Genomic DNA, 13,918 nt, shown 5'->3' with positions numbered 1-13,918 from the left:
GACCTGCAGACACTCCTCGCCACCTGGACCGGCGCCTGCCCCACCTGCCATCGCGACATACCCACACCCATACGAACCTGACCAAGCCCTACTAGAGGGTCTTTATGCCATTCCCGACGCAGACCGCAGCCTGACCGCTGCTGAACGCGATCGACTTCACGCGGCGCTGCAACAGGCCGAAGACCAGCCTGCGGACGCGGGACACCTCGCAGAGCTCGCCCCGGACGCCACCGCACCCTCGGCGCTGCTCGGCGGCCTGTATGTCGCCGCCTCCTTCCCCGAGCCGGCTCAGGTACACGACGCGCTGCGCTTCGCTGCCGGGGCGCTGGACGGCGACTCGGTCGCCTGTATGACCGGCGCGCTGCTCGGAGCGGCACACGGCGTCGAGGCACTGCCCATTGACCTGGTCAGCCGCCACGAACTGGCCTGGGTCCTCGACACCCTGGCCCGCGACCTCATCACCCAGCTCACCGACTCCCCCAGCGGCGGCGAATACAACGGCGGCTGGGACCCGCACTGGTGGAACCGCTATCCCGGCTGGTGACCTGACGGATCTGCCCCCATCACGTCTGCGGAGGACTGTCCACTGGCGCCAGATCATCGTTGAACTCAGTGGCCACGCGGAAGAGAAGGTGCAGCGCCTCGCAGCCGCGTGCCGTGAAGCCGGCACGGACGGCGTGCGTGGCTGAAGCGCGGTCGGCGGCGCCGCGCCGCCGTGCTCACCGGCCTCCCGCGGCGGTGTCACGGCGGGGACGGTTGGGTTCCCGGCCGATCTGCGCGGCGACCTGCCTGATCTCCGTCTCGCCGTAGGCGGTGCGCACGCCGGAGGTGCTGTAGCCGGCGTGGCGGGCGAGGTCCTCCAGCCCGTAGGGGCGGCTGCCGTGGAACTCCCGTCCATAGGCGAGTAGTTGGCGGATCTGTGCGTCGACGGCCTCCTTCCGTGCCTTGAGGTCTTCGAGCGCCAGCAGTAGCGGGTCCACCTCCAGGCCGTCGCTCGCACCCTCCAGATGGAGGACGTCCTTCTTGCGCTGCTCAACCACCTGCTCGCAGGCGTCGTCGTAGCAGTCCTCGGGGGTGACGGAGCCCGGTTCGGGCATCGGGTTGCGCAGGGCGGCCAGCTCTTCAATCGGATACATGTATGCGATTACCGCAAATCTTTACGATGATCGCAATATCTGGTCGTCGCCTTGTTCGACGGTGGCTGGATCGATGAAGGTGCCATCGCGCGGTCCTCACGTAGGCGTCGCCCGGGAAAAGGGGCGCATGCCCCTTTCTGGGCTGTGTCGTCAGCCGGAGGCCTGCCATGTGGTGGTGAACAGGGCATATTCGAGCAGGCCGGGCGATGCGTCGGACGGCCAGCTGCTGCCGGCTGCTCGCGACCGTGCTCGCGGCCGGCGCCGTCATCGGCGGGGAACACGGACAAGACCGAGCCCTGCCCGCCCGAACCCGCCGCCATACCTCGGCAGGGTGGGCACGGGCGGCGTCGCCGATGGGGATCTTTGAAAACGGCCGGGGACGCTCCTCGCCCCCACTTGCTTGGACTTTGAACTGTGTGAAGAGGGTGGGGATCGACAGGGACACCCGCCTCGGCCTTGCTGCGGTCAAACTTCCGGGCCCGCGAGTTCCGGCGAATGCCGCCGACCAGCAGTCATCTGATCGTGAGTGAAGCGTGGGCAAGATCAGAAGGAGCAGTGGGAGGGAGAAGGAAGCCAGATGGTCCACCTCCCTCCGTAAATGTCATCTCCCTGCGTTCGCAGTGCTTTGGGAGGCGTCTTCCTTGGAATGCGGCTTCACGACGCCCCGCCCACGCCTACGGTCCATCTCGCGCCATTCCGGCCGCAGTCCAGCCAGATTCGTGGTGAGGGAATACGCGGCGCCGCAGGCGAGCAGCACCGGCACGAGTCCGACAGCGGTCACCGCCGCCCCGGCGAGCAGCCCGCCGAGAGGGATACCGGCCCAGGCCAGCGAGTCACCGAGCGCGTTGACCCGGCCCAGCATCCGGCGCGGCACCCGCTCGACGAGGACGGCCCCCAGCACCGGGTTGACGAAGCCGGCACCGAACCCACTGACCGCGAAGACGGCCAGTACTGCCCCCAACGGCGCATCGAAGGCGAGGATCAGGAACCTCGGTGCCCCGAGCAGCAGGAACCCGGTGAGAACCACCACCCGCCGCCGCAGCCGGTGCGCGACCACCGCGGCGATCAGGCTCCCGCCGACCGCCGCGGCCCCCATCACACTGCCCATCAGACCGATCGCGGTCGGCCCGTTGCCGGACTCCCTGGCCCAGACGGGTACGAGCACCGACGTGAACGCCGCGTCCAGCAGGTTGGTGATGCCGCACATGACGATGACGGTGAGCAGCAGCGGCTCGCCGCGCAGGAAGGTGAAGCCCTCGCCGAACCGCCGCCAGTAACCCGGTCCCGTTTCCTCGACGTGCGAGGGGGCTTCCTCGACCGCGTGCCCCATGCCGCGAGGCAGCGCGAGTTTGATGATCACCGATCCAAGGGCGAAGCAGCCCGCGTTGACGGCGAGCCCCGTCAGAGGACCGAGCAGAGCCACCAGTGATCCGCCCACCGCCAGGCCGACGGTAGAGGCGAGCCGCTCGATCACACCGGCCAGACCGGTGGCTCGCTCCAGCGGTACTTGGCCGCGCTCAGCCGCCTCCGGGACCATCACCTCCTTGGCCAGGTCGCCGGGTCCCCGGGCCGCGCCGATCAGCGCGACCAGAACCAGCAGAAGAGGAAAGGAGAGCAGGTCCAGGGCGTGGAGCAGGGGAACCGCAGCAGCGGAGGTAGCGCTGGCCAGATCGGTGGTCCAGGAAACGGCCCGTGGGCCGATCCGGTCCACCAGCGGCCCGGTGAACGCCTTGACCACCACGTAGGGCGCCATCTCGCAGAAGGCGACCAGCCCGGTCTGGGTGGCGCTGCCGGTCGTGACGAGGACGAACCAGGGCAATGCCACAACGGAGATCCGCGTGCCGGTCAGCGACACGGCCATGGCCGCCAGCACCCCACCCAGCGGCCGTAAGGACCGCCTTGTGGACATGCCGTCAGTGCCTAAAGCGTCCCCTGTCACGACGTCTCCGCTTCTGTCACGGTCTCAGGACCGGAGTGCACCTCCGACAGGGCGGGCGTATCCAGTTCTGGCAGAAGCTGCGTGATGACGCCGACCCGCTCCGCTCCCTCCGGAGCACTGGCCGCCGCCTCGGGCGTATCTCTGCGGTACCGGGCGATGACGGCCCTCAGCTCATGCCGCAAGGCGACGGCCTCTTCGGGCGTGAGCCGCAAGGCCAAGTCGCTCATGTCGAAGGTGTTGCGCCACGTGCGGGGCATCGTCTGCAACTCGTTCAGCGTCTGCTGAGTGCGCAAGGTGTAAGTGGTGGCGACGGATTGCAGGAAGGCCAAGATGGCCTCGGGCTCTCGATCGACCAGCTCCCGGTCGTTGAGCTCCGTCATCTGATGTACGGAACGCCACCAGCGCTCTCGCGCGTTGCCGCGCTCGGTGTCCTCCTCAACGAAACCAGCCGCGCCGAGCTGGCGCAGGTGGTAGCTGGCCGTCCCGGAATTCACGCCCAGCCGCTCCGCGAGACGGGTAGCTGTCGACGGGCCGTACTTCCGCAGCAGCCCAACCAGGTGGACACGCACTGGATGCGCCATGGCACGCAGCCCCTTGGCATCCAGAACAACGGAGTCCTCTTCAACGTTCGGGCCATCCGGCCTCTCCACTGCATCAGTCATGCGACTCACGGTAGTCCACAAAGAGTTCTTCGCAAAGAGACCTTCGCGAAGGATTCTTTGTGGTTCGGCTCGTTTGCGAGGTGCCGCTGCAGGAGGGTCGCGTCCTCGCTGCCGCACGCACCATCGCGACCGCCGAGACGGTCACCCACCCGTACGGGTAGCCCGGCCCGCCATCCCGAACGGGCTGCAGGCAGGTGCGCGAGCCGACCAAGCGGGGCGCGACGCAGACGGCCATCGTGCGGTGGCCTGCGGCCGTCACCGCAGCCCGGCCGCATGATCTGCGGCACCGCGAGACCAGCGAGCGGCACAAGCAGGGCGTTAGCGCGCGCTGCTCCCGGGTGCCGCGGGCGCAGAGGGGAGCGCCGCGATGACCACGACGGGCATACTGCACGAAAGGCACCGGCTCATCGGCCGCCCGGTGCGCGACACGGTGTTCGGGCGGACCGGTCTGCTGCGGGCCATCGCCCCTAATGGCGACGTCCCCAGGCCGGTGGCCTGGCTGATCCCCGCAGGTGCCGGCATCGAGTGGACGGCGTCGGTTCGGGCGATCAAGCCGGTCACGCCGAGCCGGCCGTGCCCTCACGAGCGCTGACGGCTGGGCACAAAGAAAGGCGATTCGTGGTTCGGTGGGCAGGCGCGTACCCGCACGTGCGGGCCACCGTCCGCATCCACACCGGCCTGGGCCGCGACACCCGCACCGACTTCTACCAGGACCGCCGCCACTACGTGTGGAACAACGACTCCGACACCGCCACCCTGCGCAACGACCGCGACCGCCTCATCGACCGCGAATCCTGGGGCTGCCACCGCGGCGGCCGCCACTGACCGCTCCCCCCACCGCGCCGGTGACGGCTGACCGCCCCACCCGCACGCACACACGAAACACCGGCGCGCCCGGCCACTTCCACGGCCGGGCGCGCCGACGCGCATGGCCCCGTTCGCTGCGCCGCCCGCCACGACAACACCGCCGAAGCGGTCGGCAGCGCTGCGGCCCCGTCGCCCCGCACTGCCGACCCCCGTACGGACGTGCCCGGTTCGCTCGTCGCTACAGTGCATCCCATGTCGAACGCCCAACCCGCGGAGCCCGGCCCGCAGGGCCCGTACCGGCCGCCCCAGCCCCTGGCACAGCAGGTTCCGAACCCCCCTTCCGGCCCCCCACAGCCCCAGGCCGCGTACGGCCCCGGACCCTATGGCCCCTCCGGCCCGTACGGGCCGGGGACGTGGGGCCAGCACCCCCAACCCTTCACTCCGCCCTTCCCGCTCACCATGCCCACCTCCGTGCGGAGCGCGCAGGTGGTGAACTTCGCCGTCGCGGGACTCGGAGTGCTCCTCACCGTCGGCGTGGGTGCCACGGCCGGCGCAGAGGCCGCCGGGCGTTCCCTCGCGGGGTATCTGACGGCACTCGTGCTCTGCGTCCTCGCATTTCTCTACCCGAAGGCGGGCAACGGCGTCCGGGTCGCATCCGTCGTGCTGGCCGTCCTGCAGATCCTCGCCGGCATGGGCGCCGCGGCGAACCACAACTCCGGGGGCATCATTGCGCTCGGCGGTGCCATCACCGTGGTCGTGCTGCTCACTCAGCGCTCGGCGATCCAGTGGTTCGGGCGGCCCCGTACGCCCGGTGCACCGCCGCAGCCGCCGTACGCCTGACACCTGCTCGCGTCCGTGCACACGTGCACGAGAGGCCGGTGCCTCCGGCCGCCCGCCTCCGGAGGCAAACGCAGGCACGGTCCCCGTCCTGTGACCACTCCTACGACTCCTGCGAAGGGCCCGACGACCTCATGGTGCTCGTCGTGGATCCTGCGCGGCTGGAGGTGCCGGTGACGTACGAGGCCCCGGAGGCCGGGGCTGAGGAGTTCCCGCATGTGTACGGCCCGATTCCGGTGAACGCGGTGACCTGGGTGGAGCCGTGGCGGTGGGCGGTGGCGGTGTGGCTCGCCCTGGTGGCCACCGCGGGCGGGCTGACCCTGTGGTGGCAGGACCCGGAAGAGCCGCAGCGACCCGCCTGGGAGAAGTCCGGCCCGACGCCGTCGCTCCCCGAAGGGTGGGAGACGGCGTGCGCGCACGCCACACCCGACGAGAACGGCCGAGCGCTCTGCTTCATCAGGACCCGTTAGCCGCAGGCAGTCACCGATGTCCTGTATACAGGAGGAGCTGACGGGTCGTCCGGTGCCGCCCCGTCGACTGGTTTCGCTGACGAGGACTCTCCCGACGCAGCGGGAAACACGTCTGCCGGCGCCGCCCGTGCCCGCTTCCCGCTCGTGCGGGGGCCGCGCCGACCGCTCCTCCGACGTGCGCATACGTGGTCCTCGGTGGGTGAACCGGGCCATGACCCCCATGTTCACCAAGTGCCTGTAGGATCAGCGCACTTCTGAGGCGGAGGCGTTGGGGCAGGGGCACCGGAGAGCGGCGCACGCCCTGTCTCGGATCCCCTGAGGAGGGTCCGCATGGCTCGTCACGCCCGTGCACGTCTGAGTGTCGTCACCGCCACCGCGGTCGTATCCGTGTCGCTCGCCGTGGGCCCGGCGGCGCTACCGGCTTCGGCCGACGGCGGGACGTTCGGCGACACCACGATCGCCGCGACCATGCGCGTCACCCCGGGCTCCGGCGCGGTGGTGAGTGTCGGTCCCTCCGGGTTCCTGCATTCCGCCACCACCGCGAACGGTCCCTCCGGACTGGAGTGGACGGGCGTGGACGGCTCGACCCGGAAGTTCGAGGGCACGGAGCCGCACGACCCTGTGGAGTACTACGGCACGGCATCGGACGTCGTGGCACTGCCGCCCAGCGGGAGGACGGGCGACGTGCTGCTACGCAACATGGTCACCGACGAGACCACGACCGTCACGGTTCCGGCGGGACAGAAGTACAGCAGAACCATCGGGACCACCGTGGTGACCCAGGGCGGAGCCGGCGCCGACGGGAACTGGACCGAGTTCCATCTGCTGAGCGCGGAGAACGGGTCCACGGCGGACCGCCTCGTGACGGGCCTTCCACAGGGCGCCCACGTCCTCGGTGTCGAGCGGGCCGGCGTCCGCGGGTTCCTCACACTCCTGAAGGTGCCCGGGGAAGACGTCGGACAATACGCGTGGATCGATCTGAGCACCGCACGGGCCACGCTCCTGCCGTACGGCACGGTGTACGGCAATTCCGAGGTGACCGCCCATCACCTGGTCACCCCCCAGGCCGGCGGCGTCCGGATCTACGAGCAGGGCCGGTTCGACACCCCGGTTCGCGAGGTCCAGGTCAGCCTGAAGGACGCCAAGGTCCTCGGCGTCGTCGGAGACTCGCTGATCATCGGCCGCTACGACTCCTCGCTCGGCGGCAGGCAGTACCAGGCGTCCGTCTGGAAGGTCGTGGCCGTCCCCTTCGACGGTTCCGGCGAACGGACGCTCCTCGCCCGCGCGGTGGCCGACCGCGTCGCCGTCCGGCCGGACGGCGGCCTCCAGATCGTCGGCGGCCAGTCCGCACAGGACTACGGCTACCAGGACATCACCGCCGCCGGAGCGGACGCCGCACCCCACGCGACGCGTGTGCTGCGCATCCTGCCCATCCCGATGCAGCTCCAGCGCCTGACACTGGACCAAGGGACCCTCACGACGCTGGAGTACGGCGACAAGGCCACCTCGCACTACGAGCGCCTGCTCACCGAAGCCACACCCGGATACGGCGAGCGTGTACGGGCCGGCGGCCTGCCGGCCCCGTACGACAAGTGCAGTGTCAGCTACGGGCCGTGCCCCGAGCTGTACCCCACCGGGGACGGCCGGACCGTGTACCGCGGGGCAGTCGGCACGGCTGCCGGCCAGCAGCCCGGGCTGCTCGTCGTGGGCAAGGGCGGGACCTTCCCCGGCACACCCGTCGAGACGGGCCTCCAGGACTCCTTCAGCGAGTCCGAGGCGCAGACGAGGATCGTCGGCGCATCCGAGAATCTCGTGCTCGTCGACGGAACTCCCGCAGGCGGCGGCCGGGAACTGCGGGTCATCGACATCGACTCCGGCAAGGTCCTGCACAAGGAGCCGTACCGGCCGGGTGCCATCTGGGGAACCACGGTGTGGACCGCGGGCACGGGTGGCGCGGTGACCGCCAAGGACGCGCGCACCGGGACCTCGCTGACATCCTTCACGGTGAGCACCGCGTGCTCCTCCGTGGTCGACCTGCAGGCCGTCGGCCGGTGGCTGTACTGGAAGTGCAACGCCGGCACCGCTCCGTACGCCGCGGGTGTCTACGACCTCGTCGCCCGCAAGAGCATCCCGCTGCCCACCGGACAGGCCCGCCTCGGCGACGGTGTCATCGCCCTCCGCGTCGACCAGGGGCTGCGTGTGTACGGCCTGCAGACCGGGACGGCAGTGCAGCAGTGGACGACCGCCGCCGCAGGACTCGTGGCACTCGACCCGCGCACCGGCGATCTCGCGTACTCCACGCAGGACCAGGCCGTCCATGTCCTGAACACCGGGCGGCCCGAGGCGGCCCTGCTCTCTCCCTACCGGAGTGTCACCGCACGAGTGGAGACGGACTCCACCCCGCTCGCCTGGCGCGGCGAATGGTGGCTGTCCGAACCGGCGGCCTCCTGGAAGGTGGAGATACGGCACAGGGCGACGGGCCGTGTGGTGGCCACGCGCGGCGGCGGACGGGCCGCGTACTCGATCGCGACGACGTGGAACGGCCGGGACACGACGGGCAGACTGCTTCCCAACGGCGCGTACACCTGGACGCTGACGGCTGCGTCGGCCGACGGGCAGGGCGCGGCGTTGGTCCAGTCCGGCACGATCCGGCTGACGGGTGGCGCGGCGGTGTGGCGGGACCATGCCGGCGGTTCGTCGCTGCCGGACGGTGTCGGCGACCTCCTGACGCTCAACTCCTCGGGGTCGCTCACCTTCCACCAGGGCGACGGGGCCGGGACGCTTCCCGGGAAGGTGTCGGCGAGCGGCTGGCCGACCTCGATCCGGCCGGTGCCGTTCGGCGACCTCAACGGGGACCGCTGCAACGACGTCCTGGTCCGGCTGAGCAGCGGCGCCCTGCGCCTGTACAAGCCGGCCTGCGGGTCGGCGCTCAAGCCGTCGACGCCGTACGTCACCCTCGCCACCAGCGGCTGGAACCAGTACGACGTCCTGACCGCACCGGGTGACGTGACCAAGGACGGTCTCCCCGACCTGATCGCGCGCAACGCCTCCACGGGTGCCGTCTACCTCCACAAGGGCACCAGCACGGGCAGGCTCTCCGCCCGCGTCAAGCTGGCCGACAACTGGAAGGGCTACAAGAAGATCGTCGGCGCCGGGGACCTCAACGGCGACGGCATCGGCGACCTCCTGCTGCAGGACAGAGCCGACAACCTGTACCGCCTGAACGGCACGGGCAAGGGCACCTTCAGCTCCCGGGTGAAGATCGCCGCCAACTGGGGTGGCTCGTACAACGCGGTCGTCGGCGCCGGGGACATCACCGGCGACGGGAGGTCCGACATCATCGCCCGGGACACCGCGGGCAACCTCTACCGGCAGAACGGCACCGGCAAGGGCACGTTCGGCTCCCGTGCGAAGATCGCGAGCGGCTGGGCCGGCTACAAGGGACTCTTCTGACCCCGCCCCTGCACGGTATGTCGTGCCCCCGGCGAGGGAATCGCCGGGGGGCACGACAGCCACCCCTCGTCCTCGCGCTTCGTCGAGGGTTGGCGGGGCAGCCGCAGGCCGGTCGAGGGCCCCCGCGGCCGTCGCTCGTCATGAGCGGTGCTGGTGAGGCCGGGATCCGATCAATTGTTGCTACGGGATCGGTGACATCGCCGCCTACACCGGCTGGGTCGGTGTCGGCACCGATCACGACACCGCCGCGTTCGCCATCGCCTCCATCCGCCGCTGGTGACAGGCCGGGGGCCGGCACGACTGCCGGGCCGCCACCCGTCTTTTGACCACCGCGGACGCAGGCGGGTCCGACTGCCACCGCACCCGCGCCTGAAGACGGAGCTCACCGCCCTGGCCGCCGGGACAGGTCTAGCCATCACGGTCTGCCACAGGCCGCCGGGCACCTCGAAGTGGAACAAGACCGAGCACCGGCTGTCCTCCCACATCCCCGTGAACGGGCACGGCCGCCCGCTGCGCCTGGGCGCGATGATGTCCGGCCCCTGGGACAACGAGGACGAGGCCGACTCGATCCGCATCATCCACCGCGCCCTGGACGCGGGCATCGACTTCGTCGACACCGCGGACGTGTACTCCGCCGGCGTCTCGGAGGAGATCGTCGGCAAGGCGCTGAAGGGCCGTCGCGAGGACATCTTCCTGGCCACCAACCCCGCCCCGGCGCCGGTCGTGCGGCCCGTCCACGACAGGCACGGACGTCACGTGACGGACCGGCACAGCCGATGGCCGCGCCAAGGGGTGGGAGGAGCGCCGGTGTGTGCCCGCCGGGGCGGAAGCGGCGTTGAGGACGGCACGGCCGTCCTGCTGTGCTTCACGCCACGGCGGGAGTTCCCCCTTCGCCGTCACCGCCGTCCGTACGCCGCCCCCTTGTCCCTCGGGCGCCCGGCGTACGGGCGGCGCACCTCTTCCCCCGGCACTCCTTGCAGAGGCAGGCAGGCGATGGCCCACGCGCCCGTTCGCGACGTCCCCCGCCCCACCGCCGCCGCGCGCCCGGGCCGAACACATGGTGTCCCCGCGCATCCCGCCGTCCTTCCGGGACGTGCTGCGCCACCGGCACTGCACCGGTGCCGACTGAGTCAGGCGACGTAGGGGGCCTGGACGTCCAGGATCCAGGTGACGCCGAACCGGTCGGTGAGCATGCCGAAACCAGGGGTCCACGCCGACGCGGCGATGGGCTCGATGACGGTGCCGTCCTCGGCGAGGGCGTTCCAGTAACCGGTGATCTCGTCGAGAGTGTCGGCGCGAACGGACTGGAAGAACGTCCGGTCGGTGATCGTGGCACCGTTCTCCCGGTGTGTGGAGCCCGCCGTCACCGTGATGTCGGTGTCGTCCTGGCCGGGGATGTCGTAGGCCATGACGCGGAACCCGTCCTGGTTCTCGACCTGTCCGAACACGACCTTGTCAGCGCCGGGAACCTCTTTCGGCATGCCGAGGTCGCCGTAGGTGGCGATGACGGACCGGCCGCCGAACACGGTCGCGTAGAACTCGAGCGCCTGGCGAGCGGTGCCGCGGAAATTCAGGTGGGTGGTCGTCCTGATCGTCATGATCTGCTCTTCTTCTCGATGGATCCGACCGGCAGGTGTGCCGTTCGGGACGAGCATCACGGCAGAAGAGGTCAGTTGCGGTCCTCTACTCGAAGCACACTGCAATCATGATCGGAAGCACTTCGCGGATGCTCGCCCTGCTGTCCCTCCTGCAGACGCGACGGGACTGGCCGGGACCGGTCCTTGCGGAGCGCCTGGAGGTGAGTCCGCGCACGGTCCGCCGCGACGTGGGCCGTCTGCGGGAACTCGGTTACCGGATCGAGGCGGTGAAGGGACCTGACGGCGGGTATCGGCTCGAGGCCGGCTCCGAGCTGCCGCCGCTGCTGTTCGACGACGAACAGGCGGTCGCGATCGCGGTCGCACTCCAGGGCGTGCCCTCCACCGGGGTCGACATGGACGAGGCGGCGGCCCGCGCGTTGGCCACCGTCCGTCAGGTGATGCCGTCCAGGCTCCGTCACCGCGTCGACGGTATCCGCTTCACCGGAACCGAGAGCCCTTCCCGTGTCGATCCCTCCGTGCTCGAGACCGTCAGCGCCGCCGTCCGGGACCGGCACACGCTCCGGTTCGACTACGGCGAGAGCGACGTCCCTCCACGGCGCGTGCAGCCGCACGCGATAGTCGCCCGCAAGAGCCGGTGGTATCTGATCGCATGGGATCTGGACCGGGACGACTGGCGCGTCTTTCGCATGGACCGCATGGCACCGCGCACCCCGACGGGCCCGGCCTTCACGCCCCGCACGCTTCCCGCAGCCGATGCGCGCTCCTTCCTCGCCGCCCGGTCCAAGGGGTCGAAGAGCGAGGATCGCTGGTCCTGCGTGGGCGAGGTCGTCATCGAGCTTCCCGCGCGCGACATCACCCCCTGGATCGATGACGGTGAGGTCGAAGAACTCACCGAGCGGTCCTGTCGTGTCACGATCGGATCGTGGTCCTGGGCCGGTCTGCTCGCCTGCGTGGCCCGGTACGACGCCCCCTTCACCGTAGTGGGCCCGAACGCCTTGGCCGAGGCCGCGGCAAAGCTCGCCGAGCGGTTCCAGGACTCCGTCTTTCCGCCGTCGCCGGGAAATCGACCTTCGAGCAGGAAGATCCCGCGCGCGCTGGAAGCGCAGGGAAATACGGAAAAGTGCGCGAGAGTACAGGACGCAAGGTGACCGTTTCGCGTGCGAGGCTCACGTCATGACGAAAGAGGAGCTGACGGACAGGTTGGTCGTGACCGACGCGCGGGCCTGGCGGACTTGGCTCGATGCTCACGAGAGCTCATCTGCCGGGGTCAAGCTGATTCTTGCGAAAAAGGGCACCACGGAACCGACCTCCCTGACCTACGCCGAGGCCCTCGAAGAGGCTCTCTGCAGCGGCTGGATCGACGGCCGCCGCAACGCCGTCGACGCACGCACGTTCCAACAGCACTTCACCCCGCGTCGAACGGCCTCGATCTGGTCCCGGCGAAACGTCACCATCGTCGCCACCCTGATCGAGCAGGGGCGCATGCGACCACGAGGGCTCGCGGAGATCGAGCGGGCGAAGGCGGACGGGCGCTGGGACCGGGCCTATGCCGGACAGGCCGAGGCCGACGCACCCGCCGACCTCGCCCAGGCGCTTACCGCGTCACCTACGGCAGCGGTCCGCTTCGCCGCACTGAGCCGCGCGCAGCGCTACGGCATCATCCATCAGGTGATCACCGCTCCGAGCGAGACCAGTCGAAGAAACCGCATCACGAAATCCCTCACGCGTCTGGAAACCGCCCCGGAGGTCTGACGCTGTTCGGCCGGACTTGCGGGACGGGGGTGCGTCAATCGAACGGTCCTGGCCCAACTTCTGTGGTGTCGGGCCGTGTGAGGCAGCACCTGCCTCTGCGTAAGGCGCTGACCTGTGGATTCCTTCACTCACCGGTCGTGGTGCGCCGAGCGGTCGTGCCCCACCACAGAAGTTGAGCCAGAACCCGGTTTCGCCAGCATGGGTGCACCAGTTTGGGAGGCACCCGGACGGCACGGGGAGTTCGAACGGGCCCGCTGCGCCGGGTGCCTCACAGGCCGAAGGCGCCCCCTTCGACGAGGATGAGCAAGCCGATGGCGATCAGGACCAGGGGCAGCAGAATGTGGCCCCACCGAGCGAGGGCCTTGGCGATGACGGGACGGGTGGCGAAGAACCGGCCGGTGAAGCACCACACCGCCACCAGCGCGAGGAACACCACGGCGTACACGCTCATCCCGCCGATGCCGGCGGTGGCGAACACCGGCACATAAACGCCGATGTTGTCGCCGCCGTTGGCAAAAGTCACCGCGGCGACTTCCAGCGGGCCGGGGCCGCCCGCCTCGGCCTTGCGCCCTCCTCTTCGTCCGTGCCGTCGTCACGGCGGTCCTCCCATGCCTGCCAGGCAGCCTTCAGGCCGAGGGCGAAAGGCAGCAGTCCGAGATAGGGGATGGCCGACTCGGGCAGGAAGGTCGCTCCGAACGCGGCGGCCACCGCCACGGCGAGAATCGCTGCGAAACCCAGGTACTGAGTCTTTTCCATCATCGGTCTGAGCTGGTCAGATGCAGGGTGAGGACGGCTTGGACGATGCTGGTGATCCGGGTGGTCGAGCACCGGAGCTTGCGGAGTAGTCGCCAGGCTTTGAGGGTGGCCATGGCCTGTTCGACGAGGGCGCGGATCTTCGCGTGGGACCGGTTCACCGCCTGCTGACCGGTGGACAGGTTCTCCCACCGCCCCCAGCACGGGGTGCGGACCGTGCCGTCGGCACCCCGGTAGCCCTTGTCGGCCCAGCACGTGATGCCGGCCTCGGTGAGGGCGTCGACGATGCCGTGCTCGCGGGCCGCGCGGATGTCGTGGACAGCTCCGGGCAGGGCCGGTGAGGCCCACAGCAGCCGGCCGAAGGGATCGGCGAGGACCTGCACGTTCATCCCGTGCCTCTTGTGCTTTCCCGAGTAGTAGGGCCGGTCCGCGGCGATCCGGTCGATCGGCAGCAGGGTCCCGTCCAGCAGCACGAACGCCTTCGATGATGCTGACCGGACCGTCTCCGCAA

General features: G+C 69.9%; 13 protein-coding genes and 3 pseudogenes. 10 read left to right on the top strand and 6 right to left on the bottom strand.

Going from position 1 to position 13,918, the window contains the following annotated elements:
• The first annotated feature begins 49 nt into the window (after positions 1-49).
• Complete coding sequence (locus tag AB0N31_RS35415) at positions 50-544, top strand: ADP-ribosylglycohydrolase family protein (protein WP_366062637.1); 495 nt, start codon at positions 50-52, stop codon at positions 542-544.
• Between the two features lie 175 nt (positions 545-719).
• Here the strand turns inward: AB0N31_RS35415 and AB0N31_RS35410 are convergent, their stop codons facing one another.
• The 3 genes from AB0N31_RS35410 to AB0N31_RS35400 all read right to left on the bottom strand — a co-directional run bounded on the left by AB0N31_RS35410 (position 720) and on the right by AB0N31_RS35400 (position 3,737).
• The gene (locus AB0N31_RS35410; RefSeq protein WP_366062634.1) at positions 720-1,136 is read right to left on the bottom strand and encodes a hypothetical protein; all 417 of its coding nucleotides are present in this window, start codon (positions 1,134-1,136) and stop codon (positions 720-722) included.
• 601 nt (positions 1,137-1,737) lie between these two features.
• Positions 1,738-3,045 carry an MFS transporter gene (locus tag AB0N31_RS35405; RefSeq protein ID WP_366062636.1) on the bottom strand — a complete coding sequence of 436 codons (1,308 nt, stop codon included), beginning with the start codon at positions 3,043-3,045 and terminating at the stop codon, positions 1,738-1,740.
• Between the two features lie 26 nt (positions 3,046-3,071).
• A complete protein-coding gene (locus AB0N31_RS35400) occupies positions 3,072-3,737 on the bottom strand; it encodes a helix-turn-helix domain-containing protein (RefSeq protein ID WP_366062633.1) in 666 nt (221 codons plus the stop codon).
• A gap of 367 nt (positions 3,738-4,104) precedes the next feature.
• On the opposite strand from AB0N31_RS35400, the gene AB0N31_RS35395 reads away from it, so the two are divergent.
• From AB0N31_RS35395 to AB0N31_RS35365, 7 genes and pseudogenes are all read left to right on the top strand, one after another.
• Positions 4,105-4,329: a hypothetical protein gene (locus AB0N31_RS35395; RefSeq protein WP_366062632.1), complete on the top strand. Its 225-nt coding sequence runs from the start codon at positions 4,105-4,107 to the stop codon at positions 4,327-4,329.
• A 26-nt stretch (positions 4,330-4,355) separates the two neighbouring features.
• The gene (locus AB0N31_RS35390) at positions 4,356-4,562 is read left to right on the top strand and encodes a hypothetical protein (protein ID WP_366062631.1); all 207 of its coding nucleotides are present in this window, start codon (positions 4,356-4,358) and stop codon (positions 4,560-4,562) included.
• A 441-nt stretch (positions 4,563-5,003) separates the two neighbouring features.
• Positions 5,004-5,384: a hypothetical protein gene (locus AB0N31_RS35385; RefSeq protein WP_366062630.1), complete on the top strand. Its 381-nt coding sequence runs from the start codon at positions 5,004-5,006 to the stop codon at positions 5,382-5,384.
• Positions 5,330-5,851, top strand: a complete 522-nt coding sequence (locus AB0N31_RS35380) for a DUF952 domain-containing protein (protein WP_366062629.1) — start codon at positions 5,330-5,332, stop codon at positions 5,849-5,851. The genes AB0N31_RS35385 and AB0N31_RS35380 overlap by 55 nt, the downstream gene beginning before the upstream one ends.
• Before the next feature lie 330 nt (positions 5,852-6,181).
• The gene (locus tag AB0N31_RS35375) at positions 6,182-9,304 is read left to right on the top strand and encodes an FG-GAP-like repeat-containing protein (RefSeq protein ID WP_366062628.1); all 3,123 of its coding nucleotides are present in this window, start codon (positions 6,182-6,184) and stop codon (positions 9,302-9,304) included.
• Between the two features lie 181 nt (positions 9,305-9,485).
• Positions 9,486-9,817 (top strand): annotated as a pseudogene (locus AB0N31_RS35370) (ISAzo13 family transposase); the annotation flags it as partial.
• A gap of 12 nt (positions 9,818-9,829) precedes the next feature.
• A pseudogene (locus AB0N31_RS35365) lies at positions 9,830-10,006 on the top strand (aldo/keto reductase); the annotation flags it as partial.
• Positions 10,007-10,434: 428 nt separating this feature from the next.
• Here the strand turns inward: AB0N31_RS35365 and AB0N31_RS35360 are convergent.
• On the bottom strand, positions 10,435-10,902 hold the full coding sequence (locus AB0N31_RS35360; protein WP_366062627.1) for a VOC family protein: 468 nt from the start codon (positions 10,900-10,902) through the stop codon (positions 10,435-10,437).
• A 107-nt stretch (positions 10,903-11,009) separates the two neighbouring features.
• Here AB0N31_RS35360 and AB0N31_RS35355 point away from each other — a divergent pair, with 107 nt between their 5' ends.
• Positions 11,010-12,050, top strand: a complete 1,041-nt coding sequence (locus AB0N31_RS35355; RefSeq protein WP_366062635.1) for a WYL domain-containing protein — start codon at positions 11,010-11,012, stop codon at positions 12,048-12,050.
• A 25-nt stretch (positions 12,051-12,075) separates the two neighbouring features.
• Positions 12,076-12,654: a YdeI/OmpD-associated family protein gene (locus tag AB0N31_RS35350; RefSeq protein ID WP_366062626.1), complete on the top strand. Its 579-nt coding sequence runs from the start codon at positions 12,076-12,078 to the stop codon at positions 12,652-12,654.
• A 268-nt stretch (positions 12,655-12,922) separates the two neighbouring features.
• Here the strand turns inward: AB0N31_RS35350 and AB0N31_RS35345 are convergent.
• Both AB0N31_RS35345 and AB0N31_RS35340 read right to left on the bottom strand, forming a co-directional pair.
• A pseudogene (locus AB0N31_RS35345) lies at positions 12,923-13,398 on the bottom strand (cadmium resistance transporter); the annotation flags it as partial.
• Positions 13,399-13,409: 11 nt separating this feature from the next.
• Positions 13,410-13,918: transposase family protein (locus tag AB0N31_RS35340; RefSeq protein WP_366062625.1), on the bottom strand; the 509-nt coding region annotated here is incomplete at its 5' end.

Origin of the sequence: Streptomyces sp. NPDC051051, assembly GCF_040682975.1 — a bacterium.
GTDB lineage: Bacteria > Actinomycetota > Actinomycetes > Streptomycetales > Streptomycetaceae > Streptomyces.
The sequence above is the reverse complement of the archived record's forward strand: the minus strand, read 5'-3'. Positions and strand labels throughout refer to the sequence as shown.

Excerpts from the sequence above, each read along its gene's own strand:
- AB0N31_RS35400 (WP_366062633.1), bottom strand. The coding sequence starts at position 3,737 with ATGACTGATGCAGTGGAGAGGCCGGATGGCCCGAACGTTGAAGAGGAC.
- AB0N31_RS35385 (WP_366062630.1), top strand. The coding sequence starts at position 5,004 with ATGCCCACCTCCGTGCGGAGCGCGCAGGTGGTGAACTTCGCCGTCGCG.
- AB0N31_RS35355 (WP_366062635.1), top strand. The coding sequence starts at position 11,010 with ATGATCGGAAGCACTTCGCGGATGCTCGCCCTGCTGTCCCTCCTGCAG.
- AB0N31_RS35405 (WP_366062636.1), bottom strand. The coding sequence starts at position 3,045 with ATGTCCACAAGGCGGTCCTTACGGCCGCTGGGTGGGGTGCTGGCGGCC.
- AB0N31_RS35360 (WP_366062627.1), bottom strand. The coding sequence starts at position 10,902 with ATGACGATCAGGACGACCACCCACCTGAATTTCCGCGGCACCGCTCGC.
- AB0N31_RS35395 (WP_366062632.1), top strand. The coding sequence starts at position 4,105 with ATGACCACGACGGGCATACTGCACGAAAGGCACCGGCTCATCGGCCGC.
- AB0N31_RS35410 (WP_366062634.1), bottom strand. The coding sequence starts at position 1,136 with ATGTATCCGATTGAAGAGCTGGCCGCCCTGCGCAACCCGATGCCCGAA.
- AB0N31_RS35350 (WP_366062626.1), top strand. The coding sequence starts at position 12,076 with ATGACGAAAGAGGAGCTGACGGACAGGTTGGTCGTGACCGACGCGCGG.
- AB0N31_RS35375 (WP_366062628.1), top strand. The coding sequence starts at position 6,182 with ATGGCTCGTCACGCCCGTGCACGTCTGAGTGTCGTCACCGCCACCGCG.